This is a genomic window from Enterobacter sp. Li2LvB3, from assembly GCF_056156645.1.
In genome coordinates this window covers 51,780-73,509 of sequence record NZ_JBSICG010000027.1, presented here as the reverse complement: position 1 = coordinate 73,509, position 21,730 = coordinate 51,780, and the positions used below count along the sequence as shown (strand labels likewise).

Here is a 21,730-nt window from a genome sequence, read left to right as displayed (position 1 = left end):
GCAGTGCCACCGGGCAAACAATTACAGCACCGACGGTAACAATCCCACCAGCCGCCCTTCTTCAAGAAGCTGCATCGCCTTATCAATATCCGGGGCAAAGAAACGGTCGTCATCGTAATGCGTGACATGCTCGCGCAGAACATGGCGTGCCTGCTCCAGTAACGCACTGGATTTCAGCCCTTCACGCAGGTCAACTCCCTGACAGGCCGCCAGCCACTCAACCGCCAGTACTCCACGGGTGTTAGAAGCCATTTCCCACAGACGACGCCCGGCAGCCGGAGCCATCGAAACGTGATCTTCCTGGTTTGCCGATGTCGGCAGGCTGTCCACGCTGTGCGGATGCGACAGCGCTTTGTTCTCACTTGCCAGCGCCGCGGCCGTCACCTGGGCAATCATAAAGCCCGAGTTCACCCCGCCGTTACGCACCAGGAACGGTGGCAACTGAGACATATGTTTGTCCATCATCAGCGCGATACGGCGTTCAGATAACGCCCCCACTTCGGCAATCGCCAGCGCAATGTTATCTGCTGCCATTGCCACAGGCTCAGCGTGGAAGTTACCACCGGACACCACTTCGTTTTCCTGGGCAAACACCAGCGGGTTATCCGACACCGCGTTGGCTTCCACCAGCAATACCTCTGCCGCCTGACGTAGTTGTGTCAGACACGCCCCCATCACCTGTGGCTGGCAGCGCAGGGAATACGGATCCTGCACCTTGTCACAGTTATGGTGAGACTCGGCGATGTCGCTGGTATCCGTGAGTAAATGACGGTACATCGCAGCGGCATCAATCTGCCCACGCTGACCGCGCACCTCGTGAATACGAGCATCAAACGGACGACGTGAGCCGAGCACAGCTTCGGTGGTCAGGGCACCGCACACCACCGCCGAGGCAAACAGATCTTCGGCTTCAAACAGGCCGCGCAGGGCAAATGCAGTGGATGCCTGCGTCCCATTGAGCAGCGCCAGGCCTTCTTTCGCCGCCAACGTAATCGGCGCCAGACCCGCTTTTTTCAGCGCCTCTTTCGCAGGTAACCACTCTCCCTGCCAGCGCGCCTTGCCTTCACCCAGCAGCAGCAAAGACATATGCGCCAGGGGAGCCAGGTCGCCGGAGGCGCCCACAGAGCCTTTCGCCGGGATCCACGGATAGACGTCGGCATTCACCAGCGCCATCAGCGCCTGGATAACGCTCAGTCGGATGCCGGAAAAACCACGCGCCAGGCTGTTGATTTTGAGCACCATCATCAGACGGACAATCTCATCATCCAGCGGCTGCCCAACGCCCGCCGCATGGGAAAGCACCAGCGAACGTTGCAGGTTTTCCAGATCGTGAGTCGCAATACGCGTCTGGGCTAACAGGCCAAATCCGGTGTTGATACCGTACGCGGTGCGCCCTTCGGCCACAATGGCCTCGACGCAGGCAACGCTGTCGTTAATTGCGCGATGGGCGCTTTCATCCAGCGCCAGTGTCACCGGGTGACGCCAGACGTTACGCAGCTGTTTTAGCGTCAGTGAGCCGGGGGTGAGTGTAAGAGCGTTCATTAAAGCTTTCCTTGTGTGGCAGGGATCATCGGCAGGTTTAGCCCCTGCTCTTTGGCACATTCAACCGCTATCTCATAACCCGCATCCGCATGTCGCATCACGCCGGTTGCCGGGTCGTTATGCAGCACGCGAGCGATACGCGCGGCCGCTTCGTCAGTACCGTCGCAGACAATGACCATCCCCGAATGCTGGGAGAAGCCCATTCCTACGCCGCCGCCGTGGTGCAGCGATACCCAGGTTGCACCGCTGGCAGTGTTCAGTAACGCATTCAGTAATGGCCAGTCGGATACCGCATCCGAACCGTCACGCATGGCTTCGGTTTCACGGTTAGGGCTGGCGACCGAACCGGAATCGAGGTGGTCGCGTCCGATAACAATCGGCGCGGAGACTTCACCGCTGCGCACCATTTCGTTAAACGCCAGGCCCAGCTTCTGGCGCCATTCCAGCCCTACCCAGCAGATACGCGCCGGTAAGCCCTGGAAGTTAATGCGTTCGCGGGCCATATCCAGCCAGTGATGCAGGTGTTCGTCGTCTGCAACAATCTCTTTGACCTTCGCATCCGTTTTGTAGATATCTTCCGGGTCGCCGGACAGGGCAACCCAGCGGAATGGGCCAATACCGCGACAGAACAGCGGGCGGATATAGGCAGGTACGAAGCCCGGGAAATCAAAAGCGTTGGCAACCCCCATCTCTTTGGCCATCTGGCGGATGTTGTTGCCGTAATCGAAGGTTGGGATGCCCATCTTGCTGAACGCCAGCATCGCGCTCACATGCTCTGCCATGGATTGTTTTGCCGCAAGCACCGTGCCTTCCGGGTCGGTTTCGGCTTTTTGCTGATAGGCTTCCCACGTCCAGCCTTTAGGCAGATAGCCGTGCAGCGGATCGTGGGCGCTGGTCTGGTCGGTGACTAAATCAGGGCGAACGCCGCGAGCCACCAGTTCCGGGAGGATATCCGCCGCGTTACCGCACAGGGCAATCGACACAGCTTTACCTTCAGCGGTGTATTTTTTAATGCGCGCCAGCGCGTCATCAAGGTTTTCGGCCTGTTCATCGACATAGCGGGTACGCAGACGGAAATCGATGCGGCTCTGCTGGCATTCAATGTTCAGGGAACAGGCACCAGCAAGCGTTGCGGCCAGCGGCTGTGCACCGCCCATTCCGCCTAAACCCGCAGTCAGTACCCAACGGCCTTTCAGCGAGCCGTTATAGTGCTGGCGACCGGCCTCAACGAAGGTTTCATAGGTTCCCTGCACAATCCCCTGACTGCCAATATAGATCCAGCTACCTGCGGTCATCTGGCCGTACATCGCCAGCCCTTTCGCGTCCAGCTCGTTGAAGTGTTCCCAGGTCGCCCAGTGTGGCACCAGGTTTGAGTTTGCAATCAGCACGCGCGGCGCGTTTTTGTGGGTTTTGAATACGCCGACCGGTTTGCCGGATTGCACCAGCAGAGTTTCGTCGTTCTCCAGTTGAGTCAGGGCTTCTACAATGGCGTCGTAGCACTCCCAGTTGCGCGCAGCACGGCCAATGCCGCCGTAGACCACTAACTCATGGGGATTTTCTGCGACCTCAGGATCAAGGTTGTTCATCAACATGCGCAGCGGTGCTTCGGTGAGCCAGCTTTTTGCAGTGAGCGTGGTGCCACGCGCGGCGCGGACATCCTGCTGGCGGTATTTACCTGACGACATTGTGTGCTCCTCATACGGGACAGATGATACAAATAGATATACTTGTATAGACAAGCACACACAAGGATGGTTTTAACAAAAAAGATACAATTTTGTTATATTGAGTTAGCTATCACGCTTTTACTTCTTATGACCCTCAGGACATAAAATGGCCCTGCAACCGGTAACGATCTCCCGGGAACAGCAGCCTGGCGTGTGACACTATCTGGGACGATGACCAGGTTCGGCGGCGGATAAGCAGGCAGGGATCGTGCTCTTTAATCCGCAGCAGTTCCCACTCCTGCTGTGTAGCGCGCACTGCTTCCACGATATGCTCCCCTTCCGTGAGCGGTGCCACCAGCGACAAATACGCGTGCGGTGTGGTGCGGGTATAATCCTGTTCAAGATATTCGGGCACGCTCAGCGCATTGACGCAGCGATCCTCAATCTGCACCGGAACATCATTTTCAAAGTGGACCATTATCGAATGGAAAACCCGCGTCCCCTCTTTGACGTTCAGCTCCAGAGCCTGTTCGGCACTGGCCTGGGTTTCTTCAAGCACCAGCACTTCGCAATGGTGCTGATGGTTACGCGCTGCAATCTCATCGGCAATACTGCGGATTTCAAACAGGGCCGATTGTCCTTTTGGTTCAGCCACAAAGGTCCCCACCCCTTGCAGGCGCACCAGCAAGCCTTCATCGGTCAGCTCGCGCAGCGCGCGGTTGATGGTCATACGGCTAAAACCAAACTGCGCCACCAGCTCAGCCTCTGACGGTATACGGTCGTGTGGGCGCCATACGCCACTGGCAATTTTTTCGCTGATCGCCTGCTTCACCTTTTCGTAAAACGGCGCAGGCGGGCTCGGTTGGGTCTGAGGTGAGCGTGAAAACATGGTGACTCCTTAACCTGTGTTATGCCCACCAGTGAGCAATTTGCCAGGCCAGACGGGCGGCGAGTTTCGCCCCCTGACCGTCCCGGTCGTAATGTGGATTAAATTCAACTAAATCTGCCGCCCGCAGTTTTCCGCTGCGGCAGATGCGCTCGATGACCGGCAACAAGTCCAGCGCAGGAATACCTAACGCCGCAGGAGCTGATACGGCGGGCATCTCACCGGCGGGCAACACATCAAGATCGATGGTCAGATAAACGTTGTCTGCCCGGGCCAGAACCTCCTCAAGCGCGGACAACGCGTCGCGACGGAAATGGAGATCTTCAACCAGCGTCACGTTCAGCCGTTCGGCTTCATCCCACAACGCCTGAGTATTTGCCGCCCGGCTTACGCCAAAACAGGCATACTGAAACGCGCGAGACTGTTCAGCACAGTAGTGCGCAAGCTGACGAAACGGCGTGCCGGAGGTGGCACGTTCTGCCTTGCGCAGATCAAGATGGGCATCAAGGTTAATAATGGCCACACGCTCATGCGGGAAGGCATCCAGTACGCCGCGCCCGTGCGCCCAGGCGGTTTCATGCCCGCCGCCAAAAACAAGCGTATGCATCCCGGCACGCTGGCAGGCTGTAACCGCGTCACTTAACGCCCGCTGCGCGGCTTCAAGCGCTTCACCCTCGACATCAATCGTGCCCATATCCACAAGCCGGTCATGCCCCTGATGGCTGGCCATATTTGCCAGCGCTTTGCGCAGGACATCGGGAGCCTGCACGGCACCCGGTCTGCCGTGGTTGCGTTTTACGCCTTCATCACACCCGAAGCCCAGCAGCGCAATACCTGAGGATTCGGGCGCAAACTGCGCCTGCTGCCGGATGGTCTGGAAAATGCGTGTGGCATTGCTGGCCTCTGCGCTGTCATCGCGCCCCTGCCAGACCTGTTCAGAAACGGGCCGCCATAACGTCATATTACCTCCCCACGAAAGATACGTTGATACAGCGGGTTACGCCCAGGTTCATACACCATTTCGACAGGGTGCTTCGCATCCCAGACGATAAAGTCAGCCACAAAACCTGCCTTTAACTGCCCGTGTGTTGCACCACGTCCGAGTGCGCATGCGGCATGTCGCGTCACACCAGCCCAGGCTTCTTCGGGGGTCAGGCCAAACTGGACACAGGCCATATTCATCGCCAGATGCAGGCTGGCAAACGGGCTGGTCCCGGGGTTGTAGTCGGTGGCGACCGCCATAACAACACCCTGTTTTCTGAGCTGTTCAACCGGCGGGCGCTGGCGCTCCTGGAGGAAATAGAAAGCACCGGGTAGCAGTACTGCAACAGTGCCGCTTTCTGCCATCGCCTGAACCCCGGCCTCATCAAGATATTCAATATGATCGGCGGAAAGCCCCTGGTAACGGCTGACCAACGCCGCGCCGCCGAGATTAGAAAGCTGCTCGACATGCCCTTTCACCGGAATACCCAGCGCGAGCGCGGCCTGGAATACCCGCTCGGTTTGCGCTGGGGTGAATCCGACGTTTTCACAAAAAACGTCTACCGATTCGAACAACCCTTTTTGCCACAGGGCAGGCATTATCTGCTCGCACACCAGCGTGAGATAGGCATCCGGGTCATGCCGGTATTCTGCGGGCACCGCATGAGCCGCAAGCAGCGTCGGGCTAATTTCCACCGGATTTTTATGGCCGAGCTGGCGCGCCACCTGCAACATTTTCTCTTCGGCTTCGGCATTCAGACCGTATCCTGACTTGATTTCAAGGGTTGTCACGCCTTCATTCATCAGCCGTTGTAGGCGCTGCTGAGCAAGCTTCAGTAACGCTTCCGGGGTGCTGTTGCGGGTTGCGGTCACGGTGGCGTTAATCCCGCCGCCCTGCGCGCTTATGGTTTGATAAGAGACACCGTTCAACCGCTGCTCCCATTCCGCCGCGCGATCGCCGCCAAATACCAGATGGGTATGGCAGTCGATAAGCCCCGGCGTAACCAGCCTTCCCGCTAAATCCTTGCTGTTAGCGTGCCCGTGAGGGATGTCTGCTTCGGGGATCACGGCCAGGATCGTCCGGCCGCGGACCACTAACGCACAGTGTTCAGTCAGTCCATAAGGGGCGGAATGGTCTGGATCCATTGTCGCCAGTCGCGCATTACGCCAGATAACATCGTCGGGATGAAGCTGCTGCATGGGGCTTCCACTTGTCATGGGTTGTATAGACATTTATTTTCATCTGTTTGCCGCTGTCAACCGCCTTTACGGAAAATGTTATTTATTTGTGATTACTTTCCCGCATCCGCTGGGCGAAAAATGCAACTTTTTACCATTTAAACTTCCCGTTTCGCTCAACTTAGTATAAAAAAGCAGGCTATTTCGTCTATCTCGTTAAGACTTGCATACCCAGGAGCTTTACCTTGAACATTTCCAGGATTTCCCGTCTGGCGTTAGCACTCGCCTTTGGCGTGACATTATCCGCATGTAGCTCAACCCCACCGGACCAGCAGCCTTCTGAGCAGGTTGCACCGGGCACCGCATCTCGTCCGGTACTGTCTGCTGATGAAGCGAAAAACTTCAGCCAGGCGCGCTACTTCACAGCAATGGACCCAAATGGGGCACCGTGGAGCCCGTCGCCAATCAACCTGCCTAAACAGCCTGATTTTGTTGTCGGCCCGGCAGGTACGCAGGGTGTCACGCATACCTCTATTCAGGCAGCAGTTGACGCAGCAATCACCAAACACAGCGCATCCCGCCAGTACATCGCGATCCTGCCAGGCGAATACGAAGGCACCGTTTATGTGCCTGCCGCGCCAGGCAGCATTACCCTGTACGGCACGGGTGAAAAAGCCATCGACGTGAAAATTGGTCTGGCGATTGACTCCGAAATCGACAGCAACACCTGGCGTCGTCTGGTGAACCCGGCCGGGAAATATATGCCGGGCAAACCTGCGTGGTATATGTTCGATAACTGCCAGAGCAAACGTACCGCGACCGTGGGTATGATGTGCTCTGCGGTATTCTGGTCGCAGAACAACGGCCTTCAGTTGCAGAACCTGACCATTCAAAACACCCTGGGTGATAGCGTGGATGCTGGTACTCATCAGGCGGTTGCACTGCGCAGTGATGGCGATCAGGTTCAGATTAATAACGTGAACATTCTGGGTCGTCAGAACACCTTCTTCGTGACCAACAGCGGTGTACAGAACACGATTGTGAATAACCGTCTGACCCGTACTCTGGTCACCAACAGCTACGTTGAAGGCGATGTAGACCTCGTTTCTGGTCGTGGCGCCGTGGTGTTTAATAACACTGAATTCCGCGTAGTGAACTCCCGTACACAGCAGGAAGGTTATGTGTTCGCGCCGGCAACACAGTCCAGCCTGTTCTACGGCTTCCTGGCGGTGAACAGCCGCTTCACCGCGTCCGGTAATGGCGTTGCGCAGTTGGGTCGCTCTCTGGATGTGGACTCTGCCACCAACGGCCAGGTTGTTATCCGCGACAGCGTGATCAACGAAGGTTTCAACACGGCAAAACCGTGGGCAGACGCCGCAGTGTCTAAACGTCCATTCTCCGGCAACACCGGTGCTGTGGATGATAAAGGCAACGTGCAGCGCAACCTGAACGACGCTAACTTCAACCGCATGTGGGAATACAACAACCGCGGTCTGGGTAGCAAAGTGGTTGCAGAGCCGAAGCAGTAATCTGTTTTGCCGGGTGGCGGCTTCGCCTTACCCGGCCTACGAAACCCATTCACTGGGCATAAAAAAAAACCTCGCATCGGCGAGGTTTTTTGTTTTACACCGCTTAGTGTGCGTTAACGACAACCCACATTGGCCCCTGGCCTACGGCATAACGCCCCTTCTCTTCCAGCAAGCCCTGCTCACCTTTGATTTCATACAGCGCAATGTGATGGGATTTTTGTCCCGCCGCAATCAGGTATTTCCCGCTGTGGTCGATATTAAAACCGCGTGGCTGGGTTTCCGTTGGCTGGAAGCCTTCAATCGCCAGCACGCTGCCGTCTTCAGAGATGCTGAACACGGTAATCAGGCTTGAGGTGCGGTCACAGGCGTAGAGATGACGGCCATCCGGTGTAATGTGGATATCCGCAGCCCAGCGAGTGTCGGAGAAGTCTGACGGCATCATATCCAGTGTCTGTACGCACTCAATCTCGCCGTTTGGATCTTTCAGCTCCCACACATCCACAGAACTGTTCAGCTCGTTCACCACATAGGCGTACTGTTGATTGGGATGGAACACCATGTGACGTGGGCCTGCGCCCTCAACGGTCGTCACTTCAGCCGGGTTTTGCGTAACCAGGTGACCATCGTCACTCAGGGTAAACAGGCAAATGCGATCCTGCTTCAGCGCAGGAACCCACAGCGTGCGGTTGTCCGGGGTGATATTGGCAGAGTGGCACCCTTCCAGTCCTTCGACCACATCGACAGTTTCAATCGGGATGCCATCTTCCAGACGCGTCACACTGACGCAGCCGGAGTTATAGGAGCCGCTGAACACGAAGTTACCTTTGTGATCGGTCGAGATATGGGTTGGGCTACCCGGCAGCGGAGCTTCGGCGGTGAAGGTCAGCGCGCCATCATCCGGGGCGATGCGGTAAGCCAGTACGCGAAATTCAGGGCGCACGCCAACATAGAGAAAACGTTTATCCGGGCTGACGACCATCGGCTGAACTTGTCCGGGAACATCAACAACCTGAACCAGCGTGAGTGAACCTTCTGCATTCAAACGCCAGACATGGATCTGCTGGCTTTCAGGACTGGCGGTATAAACGGTTTGTTTCATGAATACTCCTTTCCTCACTGCGCGTGAAAGTGATTATTTTTAACGGTGAATGCTGAATTTTAGCCAGGAATTTTGCAGCGATCTTCACTCGGTGTACCATCCCCTAAGACCTTAAATTCAATATTAACCCGGAAGAACAAATGACCTCGCGTGTGATTGCACTGGATTTAGACGGTACACTGCTTACCCCTCAAAAAACCCTGCTGCCCTCTTCTCTCGATGCGCTAAAGCGTGCAAAAGAAGCGGGATATCAACTCCTGATCGTAACGGGTCGACATCACGTTGCCATTCATCCTTTTTATCAGGCACTGGCGTTAGATACACCTGCAATTTGTTGTAATGGCACTTATTTGTATGATTATCAGGCGAAAAAGGTTCTGGAGTCTGATCCACTGCCTGTTCCTCAGGCGCTGCAATTGATTGATTTGCTGGATGAACACAACATTCATGGCCTGATGTATGTAGATGACGCGATGGTGTATGAACGCCCAACAGGCCACGTTATCCGTACCAGCAACTGGGCGTTATCGTTGCCTGAAGCACAGCGTCCGGTCTTTACTCAGGTTGCCTCTTTGCGCCAGGCGGCTGCGGATGTTGACGCTATCTGGAAATTCGCCCTGACGGACGAAGACACCACCAAACTGAACGGCTTTGCAAAACACGTCGAGCAGACGCTCGGTCTGGAATGCGAATGGTCATGGCACGATCAGGTGGATATTGCCCGCAAAGGCAACAGCAAAGGCAAACGTCTGACGCAGTATGTGGAGTCTCAGGGCTGGTCAATGCAGAACGTGATTGCTTTTGGCGACAACTATAACGACATCAGTATGCTGGAAGCCGCAGGCACTGGCGTGGCGATGGGCAATGCCGATGACGCCATTAAAGCGCGCGCCAACGTGGTAATTGGCGACAACACCACCGACAGCATTGCGCAGTATATCTATACCCACCTGCTGTGATCAGGTGGTGATCGAGACACTCTTGATTTGCGCGTAAAGCCACAGGCCAGGTTTGATCCCCAACTCATCTCTGGCCCACGGGCTGATACGCGCCCACAGCGTTTTGCTGCCAACCTCGAGTTGCACTTCCACCTGGCCGTTATCATCAAAACACTGAGCCACTTTGGCGCGCAGAATATTACGAATGCTGGTTTGCAGAGGTGGTTGCAGCACCAGAGAGACATCCGAGGCCTGAATGCGAATACGCAACGCAGACTGAAGCGGTTTATCAATCCTATTGACCCACAAATGCTGATCGCCGAGCGCCAGCGCGGTCATTGCGTAGTGCGGATGATGCTCCAGCACACTGACCTTCAGGATACTGCTCTGTTGCTCTTTCGGCAGCCACGGATGCATGACGCTGCTGCCCCACACCTCTTCCAGATTGCCAAACGCTTTCACACTGCCGTTTTCCAGCACCAGCACTTTGTCTGCCAGATGCAGAATTTCATCAAGCGAATGGCTGACGTAGAGCATCGGGATATTAATTTCGCGGGCCAGGCGTTGCAGATACGGCAGCAGTTCGCGCTTACGCGGGATATCCAGCGATGCCAGCGGCTCATCCAGCAACAGTAATTCCGGTGCGGTCAGTAATGCACGCCCAATGGCAACACGCTGTTTCTCACCGCCAGAAAGCGAAGACGGAAGGCGGTCGAGCAGTTGTTCAATGCCCAACAACGCAACGAGCTTCTCAAACTGCCCGGCCATGCTTTTCGCCATGCCGTAACGCAAATTACCGCGCACGCTGTAGTGCGGGAATAACCTTGCATCCTGGAAAACGTAACCGATGCGCCGTTTATCCGGTGACAGGTAAATTTTGTTTTCCACGTCATTTAAGACGCGCTTATTCAATACGATACGACCTGACTGAGGGCGAGTCAGACCGCTAATGGCGTTAATCAGCGAGGTTTTCCCCGCGCCAGAGACGCCAAAAATAGCCGTAATGCCGCTCGCCGGCAGGGTCTCGTTCAGCGTCAGGCAATGGTCGCCCAGCGTCTGGGTGAAATTCAGCTCCAGCATGGTTATTTCCCCATCCGTTCACGGCTGATACGCGCCAGCCATTCTGAAACCAGCAGTGAAACCAGCGCCAGAACAATAGAGATAATACAAAGTCTTGCCGCCGCGCTTTCACCGCCAGGCGTCTGAATAAGGGTATACATAGCCGATGGAATGGTGCGCGTTTCGCCCGGGATGTTTGACACAAAAGTTATGGTCGCCCCGAACTCGCCCAGTGAACGGGCAAAGGCCAGCACGGTACCGACGATAATGCCCGGCAGCGTGAGCGGTAAGGTAATGGTCAGAAACACGCGCCAGCGACCTGCGCCTAACGTACGTGCCGCCTGTTCAAGTTTGAGATCAACACCTTCCAGCGCCAGGCGAATTGCCCGCACCATCAGCGGGAAGGACATCACTGCCGCCGCCAGTACCGCCCCGCGCCAGCTAAACGCAAACGTCAGGCCAAACCAGTCATAGAGCCTTTCGCCGATAAAACCGCGCCGCCCCATCGCAATCAGCAACAGATAGCCCACCACAACCGGGGGTAAAACGAGAGGAAGATGAAGAATACTGTCGAGCAGGGCTTTGCCTGGAAACTTACAGCGAACCAGTAACCAGGCAAAGAAGATCCCAAAAGGCAAACTCAGCACAACGGCCAGGGAAGAGACTTTAAGGCTCAGCAGCACGGCCTGCCATTCAGGATCGGTCAATATCATTAGTGAGTCGTAAATCCGTAACGTTTAAAGATTGCAGACGCCTGCGGGCCCTTCAGGTAGTCGTAGAAGGCGCTGACTGTCGCATTTTTATGTCCATCAACCACAGCAACAGGATATTCCACTTTCTTGTGGGAATCTTCCGGGAACGTACCAACCACTTTTACACCTTTACTGACCACAGCATCAGAGCCGTAAACAATACCCAGCGGTGCTTCGTTGCGTTCCACCAGCGCCAGTGCGCCGCGCACGTCTTCCGCCGGTGCCAGTTTAGGGGATAACGTCTCCCACGCGCCCAGTTTTTGCAGGGCTTCTTTGGCATAAATACCCGCAGGTACGTGCTCAGGATCGCCCACCGCCAGACGGCCACCGTTCAGAAGGCGAGTCCAGTCTGTCTCTTTGTTGATGGCGATTTCAGCCTGCGCGCTGGCCTTTGGTGCCACAACAACCAGGCTGTTACCCAGCAAAGTTGCACGGGTTGCCGTATCGATAGATTTTTTCTCTGCCGCGTAGTCCATCCATTTCTGGTCAGCAGAAATGAACAGATCGGCAGGCGCACCGGCTTCAATCTGTCGCGCCAGCGTAGAAGAGGATGCGAAAGAGGAGACAACCTCAACGTTCTTCTCTTTTTTGTATTCCGCCGCAATATCCTGCATCGCGTTAGTCAGAGACGCCGCTGCAAAGACCGTGATTTTACCTTCTTCAGCCAGTGCGTGGCCTGCCAGAGAAAGTGTCAGTGTTGCCCCTGCAAAAAGGCGTAACCATGTACGTGCCATCTGTAGCTCCTGTGAGTTTCGTTATATACATATGAATATAACGACAACTGTCGGGATATCCTAGCGATAAATCGTACCGATTAATGAGTAAACTCACCCGATGTTGTGAATAATATCGGCGTGAAAGGAAGAAACTTGAGAGCAAAACGCCCGGGCTGACCGGGCGTTTTGTAGGGAATCAATGCTGCTTTTTAGGCTGGTCTTTATGACCGATGTTCGAAAACACGTTGAACACTTCACCCAGGCCGTAGATAGCACCGAGGATGAGAGCCATCACCACTGGTACCATGAACACGGCGAATACCAGACTTTTCAACAACTCTAACATGGTTTTCTCCAGACATTGTGAACGTCTTATTCTACCCTGAAAAGTGAGAAAAACATCCCCTTTTGTGCGGTGCTCTTTGCCCGCTGGGGCATTTGGGTCACAATACACTTTTTGCCAGGACATTGTTATGCAGGCCGAAATTCTCCTCACCCTACGACTTCAGCAGAAGCTTTTCGCCGATCCGCGACGTATCGCCCTGCTTAAACAAATAGAGCAAACTGGCTCAATTAGCCAGGGGGCAAAAAACGCGGGTATCAGCTACAAAAGCGCCTGGGATGCCATCAATGAGATGAACACCCTGAGTGAGCAGACACTGGTCGACAGAGCGACTGGCGGTAAGGGCGGTGGCGGAGCAGTACTGACCCGCTACGGTCAACGTCTGATCCAGCTTTACGATCTGCTGGCACAGATACAGCAAAAAGCTTTCGATGTTTTAAGTGACGACGACAACGTTCCGCTGGACAGCCTGTTGGCCGCCATTTCCCGTTTCTCGCTCCAGACCAGTGCCCGCAACCAGTGGTTTGGTACCGTAACGGCAAGAGACAACTCGCAGGTGCAGCAGCATATCGAGATCCTGCTGGCTGACGGCGCTACGCGTCTGAAAGCGGCCATCACCGCGCAAAGCGGAGAGCGTCTCGGGCTGGATGAAGGCAAAGAAGTTCTGGTGTTATTGAAAGCTCCCTGGGTCAGCATCACGCGCGACCCTGACCTGGCAAAACACGCCGATAACCAACTGCACGGCGCAATCAGCCACATTGAACGCGGCGAGGAGCAGTGTGAGGTGCTCATGACGTTACCGGATGGGCAAATTCTGTGTGCCACGGTGCCGGTCATCGACGCGGATGAGTTAGAAGAAGGTGCTGTCGTCACCGCATATTTCAACGCAGACCGGGTGATTATCGCAACATTATGCTAAGCGCATTGACAAGCGTGCCGTCTGTGCGTATCCCTGACGCTTATTGCTGCAAAAAATGGGATAAATCATGTCATCATTGCATATTTCGCAAGGCACGTTTCGTCTTAGCGATACCCGAACGCTGGCGCTTCCTGATTTAACGTTACGCGCAGGTGAAAGCTGGGCCTTTGTCGGCACAAACGGTAGCGGTAAATCCGCCCTGGCACGCGCGCTGGCAGGCGAGCTAACTCAGCTTAAAGGTGAGCGTCAGTGCGGTTTTACACGCCTGACTCGCCTCTCGTTTGAGCAACTGCAAAAGCTGGTCAGCGATGAGTGGCAACGTAACAACACCGACTTACTCAGCCCAGGTGAAGAAGATACCGGTCGCACCACGGCAGAGATAATCCAGGATGAAATAAAAGACAGCGCACGCTGTCAGCATCTGGCCGAACAATTCGGCATCACCGCCCTCCTGGACAGACGTTTTAAATATCTTTCAACCGGCGAGACGCGAAAAACGCTGCTGTGTCAGGCGCTGATGAGCGAGCCGGAACTGCTGATCCTGGATGAACCCTTCGACGGGCTGGATGTGCAATCCCGTGCCCAGCTGGCAGCCCTGCTGGAAAAGCTCAATCAGCAAGGTTACACCCTGGTTCTGGTGCTTAACCGCTTTGATGAAATCCCGGATTTTGTGCAGCATGCTGGTGTCTTAGCCGACTGTAGCCTGATCGAAACCGGTGAAAAAGTCGCATTACTGGAGCAGGCACTGATTGCGCAGCTGGCGCACAGTGAAAAGCTGGACGGCATTTCGCTTCCGGAGCCCGACGCCCCTTCTGCCCGCCACGGCTTAGATCCCCACCAGCCGCGCATTGTGTTACATAACGGTGTGGTTTCTTATAACGATCGCCCTATCCTTAACCAGCTGAGCTGGACGGTAAACCCAGGCGATCACTGGCAGATTACTGGCCCTAACGGAGCGGGGAAATCGACGCTGCTGAGCCTGATAACCGGCGATCATCCGCAGGGTTACAGTAACAATCTCACCCTGTTTGGCCGTCGTCGCGGAAGCGGCGAAACCATCTGGGACATCAAAAAGCATATTGGCTACGTTAGTAGTAGTTTGCATCTGGACTACCGTGTCAGTACCACGGTGCGTAACGTCATTTTGTCGGGGTTCTTCGATTCCATCGGCATTTATCAGGCGGTTTCGGACAAACAGCACAAGCTGGCGCAACAGTGGCTGGATATTCTGGGTATGGATAACCGGGTCGCTGACGCGCCGTTTCATAGCCTGTCGTGGGGGCAGCAGCGGCTGGCGCTTATCGTCCGTGCGCTGGTGAAACACCCAACTTTGTTGATTCTCGACGAACCGCTCCAGGGGCTTGATCCGCTCAATCGCCAGTTGATTAGACGCTTTGTGGATGTACTGATCGGGGAAGGTGAAACCCAGCTGTTGTTTGTTTCACATCACGCCGAAGATGCCCCTTCCTGCATTACCCACCGCCTGGAATTCATCCCGGATGGTGAGTGCTATCGCTATCTCCTGAGCAAAATCGATTAATCAAAGGGGGCTCTGCCCCCGCTTTTCAGATTACCTGCAACATTACAACGTTATCTCTTTGATCTAGAATGCTACCGTCCATTCAAAATTAAGGTGCGATGATTAGTGTAAACGATTCCACTATTTTATCCCATGTCACACTTTTCGCGTCTCTGTTATGCTATGGTTAATTCATACCATAAGCCCAATGGAGCGAAATATGCGAGTTCTGGTAACAGGTGGTAGCGGTTACATCGGTAGTCATACCTGCGTGCAGCTGCTGCAAAACGGTCATGATGTCATCATCCTCGACAACCTGTGCAATAGTAAGCGCAGTGTGCTGCCTGTGATTGAACGTCTTGGCGGCAAACAACCTACATTCGTCGAAGGCGATATTCGCAACGAAGCGTTGATGACTGAAATCCTTCACGACCACGCCATTGAAACCGTGATTCACTTCGCGGGTCTGAAAGCAGTTGGCGAATCGGTCGCAAAACCGCTTGAGTATTACGACAACAACGTCAACGGTACGCTGTGCTTAATTTCAGCCATGCGCGCGGCAAACGTTAAAAACTTTATCTTCAGCTCGTCAGCTACCGTATATGGCGATCAGCCAAAAATCCCTTATGCCGAAAGCTTCCCTACCGGTACGCCGCAAAGCCCGTATGGCAAAAGCAAGCTGATGGTGGAACAGATCCTGACCGACCTGCAAAAAGCGCAGCCTGACTGGAGCATCGCCCTGCTGCGTTACTTCAACCCGGTTGGCGCGCATCCATCAGGCGATATGGGTGAAGACCCGCAGGGCATTCCAAATAACCTGATGCCGTATATCGCGCAGGTGGCCGTTGGCCGTCGCGATTCACTGGCGATTTTTGGTAACGATTATCCAACCGAAGATGGCACCGGCGTGCGTGACTATATTCATGTCATGGACCTGGCCGATGGTCACGTTGCGGCGATGCAGCAGCTGGCAGACAAACCGGGTGTGCATATTTACAACCTTGGCGCGGGTGTCGGAAGCAGCGTGCTGGATGTGGTTAATGCCTTCAGCAAAGCGTGTGGCAAGCCGGTGAATTATCACTTCGCCCCCCGCCGCGATGGCGACCTTCCGGCTTACTGGGCAGACGCAACCAAAGCCGATAAAGAGCTTAACTGGCGTGTAACGCGCACGCTCGATGAAATGGCACAGGATACCTGGCACTGGCAGTCACGCCATCCGCAGGGCTATCCGAATTAAGGATTTGTCATGACGCAATTCAATCCCGTCGATCACCCACATCGTCGTTTTAACCCGCTCAGCGGGCAATGGATTTTGGTTTCACCACATCGCGCTAAGCGCCCCTGGCAGGGGGCGCAAGAAACGCCTGCAAAACAGACGCTGCCTCAGCATGATCCAGATTGTTTTCTGTGTCCGGGCAACACACGCGTCACGGGCGATACCAACCCGGAATACAAGGGCACATACGTTTTCACCAACGATTTTGCGGCCCTGATGACCGACACCCCGGATGCCCCGGAAAGCCAGGATCCGCTGATGCGTTGCGAAAGCGCACGTGGCACCAGCCGCGTGATCTGCTTCTCGCCCGATCACAGCAAAACGCTGCCGGAACTGAGCATCGAGGCTCTGAAAGAGGTGGTGAGCACCTGGCAGACACAGACCGCAGAGTTAGGCCAAACCTATCCCTGGGTGCAGGTGTTTGAAAACAAAGGTGCGGCGATGGGCTGCTCTAACCCGCACCCGCACGGCCAGATTTGGGCAAACAGCTTCCTGCCAAATGAAGCCGAACGCGAAGACCGTCTGCAAAGAGTGTATTACGCGCAGAATGGCTCGCCAATGCTGGTGGATTACACCCAACGCGAGCTGGCAGATGGCAGCCGTACCGTAGTCGAAACCGAGCACTGGCTGGCCGTTGTACCCTACTGGGCTGCCTGGCCGTTTGAAACGCTGCTGCTGCCAAAAGCACATGTGCAACGCATTACCGACCTCAGCGATGCGCAGCGCGATGACCTGGCGCTGGCGCTGAAAAAACTGACCAGCCGCTACGACAACCTGTTCCAGTGTTCCTTCCCTTACTCGATGGGCTGGCACGGCGCGCCGTTTAACGGTGAAGAAAACCAACACTGGCAGTTACATGCCCATTTCTATCCGCCGCTGCTGCGTTCCGCGACGGTACGTAAATTTATGGTGGGCTACGAAATGCTGGCAGAAACCCAGCGTGACCTGACGGCAGAACAGGCAGCAGAACGTCTGCGTGCCGTTAGCGACGTCCACTATCGCGAATCAGGAGTCTAAAAAAAATGAGTCTGAAAGATAAAACACAATCCCTGTTTGCTGAAGCATTTGGCTACCCTGCCACCCACGTTATTCAGGCGCCTGGCCGCGTTAACCTGATTGGCGAACACACAGATTATAACGACGGTTTCGTGCTGCCCTGCGCCATTGATTACCAGACGGTGATCAGCTGCGCTAAACGTGATGACCGCAAGGTTCGCGTGGTAGCGGCAGATTATGACAACCAGACCGACGAATTCTCTCTTGATGCCCCGATTATTGCGCACGATACACAGCAATGGTCGAACTACGTGCGCGGCGTTGTTAAGCATCTGCAAAAGCGCAATAAAAACTTCGGCGGCGCCGATCTGGTGATCAGCGGTAACGTTCCGCAGGGTGCCGGGCTGAGCTCGTCGGCTTCGCTGGAAGTGGCGGTAGGTACTGTGTTCCAGCAGCTTTACCATCTGCCGCTGGACGGCGCACAAATCGCGCTGAATGGCCAGGAAGCAGAAAACCAGTTCGTTGGCTGCAACTGCGGCATTATGGACCAGCTGATTTCTGCCCTCGGCAAGAAAGAACACGCGCTGCTGATTGACTGTCGCTCGCTGGGAAGCAAAGCGGTTCCGCTGCCAAAGGGCGCGGCGGTCGTTATCATCAACAGTAACTTCAAGCGTACCCTGGTAGGCAGCGAGTACAACACCCGTCGTGAGCAGTGTGAAACCGGCGCGCGTTTCTTCCAGCAGACTGCCCTGCGCGACGTTTCAATCAATGAATTCAACAAAGTTGCCCATGAGCTTGATCCGGTGGTGGCTAAACGCGTTCGCCACGTACTGACGGAAAACGCCCGTACGGTTGAAGCCGCTTCAGCGCTGGCAAAAGGCGATTTGAAACGCATGGGTGAGCTGATGGCCGAATCTCATGCCTCTATGCGCGATGATTTCGAAATCACCGTGCCGCAAATTGACACGCTGGTTGAGATTGTTAAAGCCACCATCGGTGATAAAGGCGGCGTGCGCATGACTGGCGGCGGTTTTGGCGGCTGCATCGTGGCGCTGATTCCTGAAGAGCTGGTTCCGGCCGTTCAGGATGCAGTAGCAAAACAATACGAAGCCAAAACCGGCATCAAAGAAACCTTCTATGTGTGTAAAGCAACGCAAGGAGCGGGACAGTGCTAAACGAAACGCCAACCCTCGCACCGGATGGTCTGCCGTATCGCCTGTTAACCCTGCGCAACAGCGCAGGGATGGTGGTTACGCTGATGGACTGGGGCGCAACATTACTCTCCGCACGTGTGCCTATGCCTGATGGCAGCGTGCGTGAAACTCTGCTCGGCTGCGCATCGCCGGAACAATACATCACTCAGGCGGCCTATCTCGGCGCATCCGTGGGCCGTTACGCCAACCGCATCGCCAAAAGCCGTTTTGAACTTGATGGCGTGAGCTATCCGCTGCTGTCAAGCCAGGGCGAAAACCAGCTGCACGGTGGGCCGGAAGGATTTGATAAACGCCGCTGGCAGATTGTTCGGCAGAATGATGGCGAAGTGCTGTTCTCGCTGGACTCCCCCGATGGCGATCAGGGCTTCCCGGGTAATCTCGCCGCCACGGCACGTTTTACCCTGACGGAAGATAACCGTATTGCGATTGAGTACCGCGCAACGACCGATAAAGCCTGCCCGGTCAATATGACTAATCACGCGTATTTCAATCTCGACGGTAACCAGTGCGATGTTCGCCAGCATAAGCTTCAGCTGCTGGCGGATGACTATTTGCCGGTCGATGAGATGGGTATCCCGCATCAGGGCCTGAAATCGGTGAGCGGCACCAGCTTTGATTTCCGCGCGACAAAATCTGTCGCTCAGGATTTCCTGAGCGATGACGATCAGCGCAGAGTGAAAGGTTACGATCACGCTTTCCTGTTACAGGCAAAAGGCGACGTGAAGCAGCCTGCAGCCCACGTCTGGTCAGCGGATGAAAAGTTGCAGATGACGGTCTATACCACGGCCCCTGCCCTGCAATTTTATTCGGGCAACTACCTCGGCGGCACGCCAGCCCGCACACATAACGAGTACAGCGACTGGCAGGGTCTGGCGCTGGAAAGCGAGTTCCTCCCGGACAGCCCTAACCATACAGAATGGCCGCAGCCAGACTGCGTGCTGCGCCCGGGTGAAGAGTACGTTAGCGTAACGGAATATCATTTTATCCCTCACGCATAACACCAGGTGTCATCCGGCAGTATAAAAGCAGAGCCCTCGCCATGAGGGCTTTTTTTGCCCATCTTGCTGAAAATAGCGCCACTCATAGACAAAATCATAACCCTGGATTCACAAGCATCTTACACTGAGAGACTATTTTCGCTATGGTTATGGTTAAGCGTTGCCGCTGGCATGGCCACGGCAATATAATGAGAATTGTTATCATTCAAAATGCTTGAGGAGTAAGAGATGGCTATTACTAAGCTGGTTCTGGTGCGCCACGGCGAAAGCCAGTGGAACAACGAAAACCGCTTTACCGGTTGGTACGATGTTGACCTGTCCGAAAAAGGCGTAAGCGAAGCGAAAGCGGCGGGTAAACTGCTGAAGGAAGAAGGCTTCAGCTTTGATTTTGCTTACACCTCTGTGCTGAAACGTGCCATCCACACTCTGTGGAACGTCCTGGACGAGCTGGATCAGGCATGGCTGCCAGTTGAGAAATCCTGGAAACTGAACGAGCGTCACTACGGTGCCCTGCAAGGCCTGAACAAAGCTGAAACCGCTGAGAAATACGGTGACGAGCAAGTTAAACAGTGGCGTCGTGGCTTCGCGGTAACTCCACCAGAGCTGACCAAAGATGACGAGCGTTACCCGGGCCACGATCCGCGCTACGCAAAACTGACCGATGCTGAACTGCCACAGACCGAAAGCCTGGCGCTGACCATCGACCGCGTTGTGCCTTACTGGAACGAAACCATTCTGCCACGCCTGAAAAGCGGTGAGCGCGTTATCATCGCAGCTCACGGTAACTCCCTGCGCGCGCTGGTGAAATTCCTGGATAACATGGGTGAAGATGAGATCCTCGAACTGAACATCCCAACTGGCGTGCCGCTGGTGTACGAGTTCGACGAAAACTTCAAACCAATCAAACACTACTATCTGGGTAACGCTGATGAAATCGCTGCAAAAGCGGCGGCAGTAGCGAACCAGGGTAAAGCGAAGTAATTTTCGCCAGACATAAAAAAAGCGTGGAGCAATCCACGCTTTTTTATTGCCAAAATTCGTATCAGCCGCGGCGTGCTTTTACCGCTTCCGCCAGCTGACGCAGAATCGTGTCAGTATCTTCCCAGCCAATGCAGGCATCCGTCACGCTCTTGCCATAAACCAGCGGCTCGCTGCCTTCCAGGTTCTGGTTGCCTTCCACCAGGTGGCTTTCGATCATCACACCGATAACAGCGGTTTCGCCGCCCGCAATCTGCTGACAAACGTCCGTGCCCACGTCCATCTGCTTTTGGAATTGCTTGCTGGAGTTAGCGTGGCTGAAGTCGATCATCACCTGTGGTGCCAGTCCTGCTTTCTCAAGACCGGTTTTCACTTCCGCCACATGTTTTGCGCTGTAGTTAGGCTCTTTACCGCCGCGCAGGATGATGTGGCAGTCACCGTTACCGCTGGTGTTCACGATGGCAGAGTGACCCCATTTGGTCACTGACAGGAAGCAATGCGGCGCGCCTGCAGCATTGATCGCGTCAATGGCCACTTTGATGGTGCCGTCAGTCCCATTCTTAAAACCAACCGGGCAAGAAAGGCCGGACGCCAGTTCACGGTGTACCTGAGATTCAGTGGTACGTGCACCGATGGCGCCCCAGCTCATAAGGTCGGCGAGATACTGTGGGGTGATCATGTCCAGGAATTCGCCGGCAGCTGGCAGACCGCTGTCGTTGATTTCCAGCAGCAGCTTACGCGCGATGCGCAGGCCGTCATTGATCTGGAAACTGTTATCCATGTGTGGATCGTTAATCAGCCCCTTCCAGCCAACGGTAGTGCGCGGTTTTTCAAAATAAACGCGCATCACGATTTCCAGCTCACCTTTCAGCTCATCACGCAGTTTAATCAAGCGGGAAGCGTACTCTTTGGCCGCCGCAGGATCGTGAATGGAGCATGGGCCAATCACCACCAGAAGACGATCGTCATTACCTTTCAGGATCTTATGGATCGCTTTGCGGGCATGGGAAACCGTGTTTGCAGCGTTTTCTGTGGCGGGGAATTTTTCAAGGAGTGCTACTGGAGGTAATAACTCATTGATCTCTTTAATGCGTAAATCGTCATTCTGATAATTCATTTTCTATTCAGCTCTGCCATAA

20 protein-coding genes are annotated in these 21,730 nt (G+C 55.0%); 9 read left to right on the top strand and 11 right to left on the bottom strand.

Features of this window, described 5'->3' with window-relative positions:
- Positions 1 to 21: 21 nt before the first annotated feature.
- From hutH to hutI, 5 genes are all read right to left on the bottom strand, one after another.
- Positions 22 to 1,542 carry a histidine ammonia-lyase gene (gene hutH, locus ACS603_RS19720; RefSeq protein ID WP_474944753.1) on the bottom strand — a complete coding sequence of 507 codons (1,521 nt, stop codon included), beginning with the start codon at positions 1,540 to 1,542 and terminating at the stop codon, positions 22 to 24.
- Positions 1,542 to 3,227 (bottom strand): urocanate hydratase, encoded by a 1,686-nt coding sequence (gene hutU, locus ACS603_RS19715; protein WP_182060085.1) that lies wholly within the window; start codon positions 3,225 to 3,227, stop codon positions 1,542 to 1,544. The genes hutH and hutU overlap by 1 nt, the downstream gene beginning before the upstream one ends.
- Before the next feature lie 136 nt (positions 3,228 to 3,363).
- The gene (locus tag ACS603_RS19710; RefSeq protein ID WP_182060084.1) at positions 3,364 to 4,098 is read right to left on the bottom strand and encodes a histidine utilization repressor; all 735 of its coding nucleotides are present in this window, start codon (positions 4,096 to 4,098) and stop codon (positions 3,364 to 3,366) included.
- Between the two features lie 19 nt (positions 4,099 to 4,117).
- Positions 4,118 to 5,056, bottom strand: a complete 939-nt coding sequence (gene hutG / locus ACS603_RS19705) for a formimidoylglutamase (protein ID WP_474944752.1) — start codon at positions 5,054 to 5,056, stop codon at positions 4,118 to 4,120.
- Positions 5,053 to 6,276, bottom strand: a complete 1,224-nt coding sequence (hutI, locus tag ACS603_RS19700) for an imidazolonepropionase (protein WP_474944751.1) — start codon at positions 6,274 to 6,276, stop codon at positions 5,053 to 5,055. Before hutI ends, hutG begins: the two co-directional genes overlap by 4 nt.
- Before the next feature lie 224 nt (positions 6,277 to 6,500).
- On the opposite strand from hutI, the gene ACS603_RS19695 reads away from it, so the two are divergent.
- Positions 6,501 to 7,784, top strand: coding sequence for a putative acyl-CoA thioester hydrolase (locus ACS603_RS19695; protein WP_315688138.1), 1,284 nt, complete (start codon positions 6,501 to 6,503; stop codon positions 7,782 to 7,784).
- Between the two features lie 103 nt (positions 7,785 to 7,887).
- On the opposite strand, the gene pgl is transcribed toward ACS603_RS19695, so the two are convergent.
- The gene (pgl, locus tag ACS603_RS19690; RefSeq protein WP_315688137.1) at positions 7,888 to 8,883 is read right to left on the bottom strand and encodes a 6-phosphogluconolactonase; all 996 of its coding nucleotides are present in this window, start codon (positions 8,881 to 8,883) and stop codon (positions 7,888 to 7,890) included.
- A gap of 140 nt (positions 8,884 to 9,023) precedes the next feature.
- Between pgl and ACS603_RS19685 the strand changes: the two genes are divergently transcribed.
- On the top strand, positions 9,024 to 9,842 hold the full coding sequence (locus ACS603_RS19685; RefSeq protein WP_315688136.1) for a pyridoxal phosphatase: 819 nt from the start codon (positions 9,024 to 9,026) through the stop codon (positions 9,840 to 9,842).
- Here ACS603_RS19685 and modC read toward each other — a convergent pair whose 3' ends face one another.
- From modC to ACS603_RS19665, 4 genes are all read right to left on the bottom strand, one after another.
- Positions 9,843 to 10,901 carry a molybdenum ABC transporter ATP-binding protein ModC gene (gene modC, locus ACS603_RS19680; protein WP_315688135.1) on the bottom strand — a complete coding sequence of 353 codons (1,059 nt, stop codon included), beginning with the start codon at positions 10,899 to 10,901 and terminating at the stop codon, positions 9,843 to 9,845.
- A 2-nt stretch (positions 10,902 to 10,903) separates the two neighbouring features.
- A complete protein-coding gene (modB, locus tag ACS603_RS19675; RefSeq protein WP_014069407.1) occupies positions 10,904 to 11,593 on the bottom strand; it encodes a molybdate ABC transporter permease subunit in 690 nt (229 codons plus the stop codon).
- Positions 11,593 to 12,366: a molybdate ABC transporter substrate-binding protein gene (gene modA / locus ACS603_RS19670; protein WP_315688133.1), complete on the bottom strand. Its 774-nt coding sequence runs from the start codon at positions 12,364 to 12,366 to the stop codon at positions 11,593 to 11,595. The genes modB and modA overlap by 1 nt, the downstream gene beginning before the upstream one ends.
- Before the next feature lie 178 nt (positions 12,367 to 12,544).
- Positions 12,545 to 12,694 carry an AcrZ family multidrug efflux pump-associated protein gene (locus ACS603_RS19665; protein WP_182060076.1) on the bottom strand — a complete coding sequence of 50 codons (150 nt, stop codon included), beginning with the start codon at positions 12,692 to 12,694 and terminating at the stop codon, positions 12,545 to 12,547.
- A 127-nt stretch (positions 12,695 to 12,821) separates the two neighbouring features.
- On the opposite strand from ACS603_RS19665, the gene modE reads away from it, so the two are divergent.
- From modE to gpmA, 7 genes are all read left to right on the top strand, one after another.
- Positions 12,822 to 13,610, top strand: coding sequence for a molybdenum-dependent transcriptional regulator (modE, locus tag ACS603_RS19660; RefSeq protein ID WP_182060075.1), 789 nt, complete (start codon positions 12,822 to 12,824; stop codon positions 13,608 to 13,610).
- A gap of 67 nt (positions 13,611 to 13,677) precedes the next feature.
- The gene (gene modF / locus ACS603_RS19655) at positions 13,678 to 15,150 is read left to right on the top strand and encodes a molybdate ABC transporter ATP-binding protein ModF (RefSeq protein ID WP_474944750.1); all 1,473 of its coding nucleotides are present in this window, start codon (positions 13,678 to 13,680) and stop codon (positions 15,148 to 15,150) included.
- Between the two features lie 199 nt (positions 15,151 to 15,349).
- Complete coding sequence (gene galE / locus ACS603_RS19650; RefSeq protein ID WP_182060073.1) at positions 15,350 to 16,366, top strand: UDP-glucose 4-epimerase GalE; 1,017 nt, start codon at positions 15,350 to 15,352, stop codon at positions 16,364 to 16,366.
- Positions 16,367 to 16,375: 9 nt separating this feature from the next.
- Positions 16,376 to 17,422 (top strand): galactose-1-phosphate uridylyltransferase, encoded by a 1,047-nt coding sequence (galT, locus tag ACS603_RS19645; protein ID WP_474944749.1) that lies wholly within the window; start codon positions 16,376 to 16,378, stop codon positions 17,420 to 17,422.
- A 5-nt stretch (positions 17,423 to 17,427) separates the two neighbouring features.
- Positions 17,428 to 18,576: a galactokinase gene (galK, locus tag ACS603_RS19640; RefSeq protein ID WP_182060071.1), complete on the top strand. Its 1,149-nt coding sequence runs from the start codon at positions 17,428 to 17,430 to the stop codon at positions 18,574 to 18,576.
- The gene (gene galM, locus ACS603_RS19635) at positions 18,570 to 19,613 is read left to right on the top strand and encodes a galactose-1-epimerase (RefSeq protein ID WP_474944748.1); all 1,044 of its coding nucleotides are present in this window, start codon (positions 18,570 to 18,572) and stop codon (positions 19,611 to 19,613) included. The genes galK and galM overlap by 7 nt, the downstream gene beginning before the upstream one ends.
- 228 nt (positions 19,614 to 19,841) lie before the next feature.
- Positions 19,842 to 20,594, top strand: a complete 753-nt coding sequence (gene gpmA / locus ACS603_RS19630; protein ID WP_014069398.1) for a 2,3-diphosphoglycerate-dependent phosphoglycerate mutase — start codon at positions 19,842 to 19,844, stop codon at positions 20,592 to 20,594.
- A gap of 61 nt (positions 20,595 to 20,655) precedes the next feature.
- On the opposite strand, the gene aroG is transcribed toward gpmA, so the two are convergent.
- On the bottom strand, positions 20,656 to 21,708 hold the full coding sequence (gene aroG / locus ACS603_RS19625; protein WP_182060069.1) for a 3-deoxy-7-phosphoheptulonate synthase AroG: 1,053 nt from the start codon (positions 21,706 to 21,708) through the stop codon (positions 20,656 to 20,658).
- Positions 21,709 to 21,730 lie beyond the last annotated feature (22 nt).

Bases quoted from the DNA above. Each gene is read 5' to 3' on its own strand.
- pgl (WP_315688137.1), bottom strand. From the start codon at position 8,883: ATGAAACAAACCGTTTATACCGCCAGTCCTGAAAGCCAGCAGATCCAT.
- ACS603_RS19665 (WP_182060076.1), bottom strand. From the start codon at position 12,694: ATGTTAGAGTTGTTGAAAAGTCTGGTATTCGCCGTGTTCATGGTACCA.
- aroG (WP_182060069.1), bottom strand. From the start codon at position 21,708: ATGAATTATCAGAATGACGATTTACGCATTAAAGAGATCAATGAGTTA.
- modB (WP_014069407.1), bottom strand. From the start codon at position 11,593: ATGATATTGACCGATCCTGAATGGCAGGCCGTGCTGCTGAGCCTTAAA.
- ACS603_RS19685 (WP_315688136.1), top strand. From the start codon at position 9,024: ATGACCTCGCGTGTGATTGCACTGGATTTAGACGGTACACTGCTTACC.
- hutH (WP_474944753.1), bottom strand. From the start codon at position 1,542: ATGAACGCTCTTACACTCACCCCCGGCTCACTGACGCTAAAACAGCTG.
- hutU (WP_182060085.1), bottom strand. From the start codon at position 3,227: ATGTCGTCAGGTAAATACCGCCAGCAGGATGTCCGCGCCGCGCGTGGC.
- hutI (WP_474944751.1), bottom strand. From the start codon at position 6,276: ATGCAGCAGCTTCATCCCGACGATGTTATCTGGCGTAATGCGCGACTG.
- modE (WP_182060075.1), top strand. From the start codon at position 12,822: ATGCAGGCCGAAATTCTCCTCACCCTACGACTTCAGCAGAAGCTTTTC.
- galK (WP_182060071.1), top strand. From the start codon at position 17,428: ATGAGTCTGAAAGATAAAACACAATCCCTGTTTGCTGAAGCATTTGGC.
- modF (WP_474944750.1), top strand. From the start codon at position 13,678: ATGTCATCATTGCATATTTCGCAAGGCACGTTTCGTCTTAGCGATACC.
- gpmA (WP_014069398.1), top strand. From the start codon at position 19,842: ATGGCTATTACTAAGCTGGTTCTGGTGCGCCACGGCGAAAGCCAGTGG.
- hutG (WP_474944752.1), bottom strand. From the start codon at position 5,056: ATGACGTTATGGCGGCCCGTTTCTGAACAGGTCTGGCAGGGGCGCGAT.
- ACS603_RS19710 (WP_182060084.1), bottom strand. From the start codon at position 4,098: ATGTTTTCACGCTCACCTCAGACCCAACCGAGCCCGCCTGCGCCGTTT.
- galT (WP_474944749.1), top strand. From the start codon at position 16,376: ATGACGCAATTCAATCCCGTCGATCACCCACATCGTCGTTTTAACCCG.
- modC (WP_315688135.1), bottom strand. From the start codon at position 10,901: ATGCTGGAGCTGAATTTCACCCAGACGCTGGGCGACCATTGCCTGACG.
- modA (WP_315688133.1), bottom strand. From the start codon at position 12,366: ATGGCACGTACATGGTTACGCCTTTTTGCAGGGGCAACACTGACACTT.
- galE (WP_182060073.1), top strand. From the start codon at position 15,350: ATGCGAGTTCTGGTAACAGGTGGTAGCGGTTACATCGGTAGTCATACC.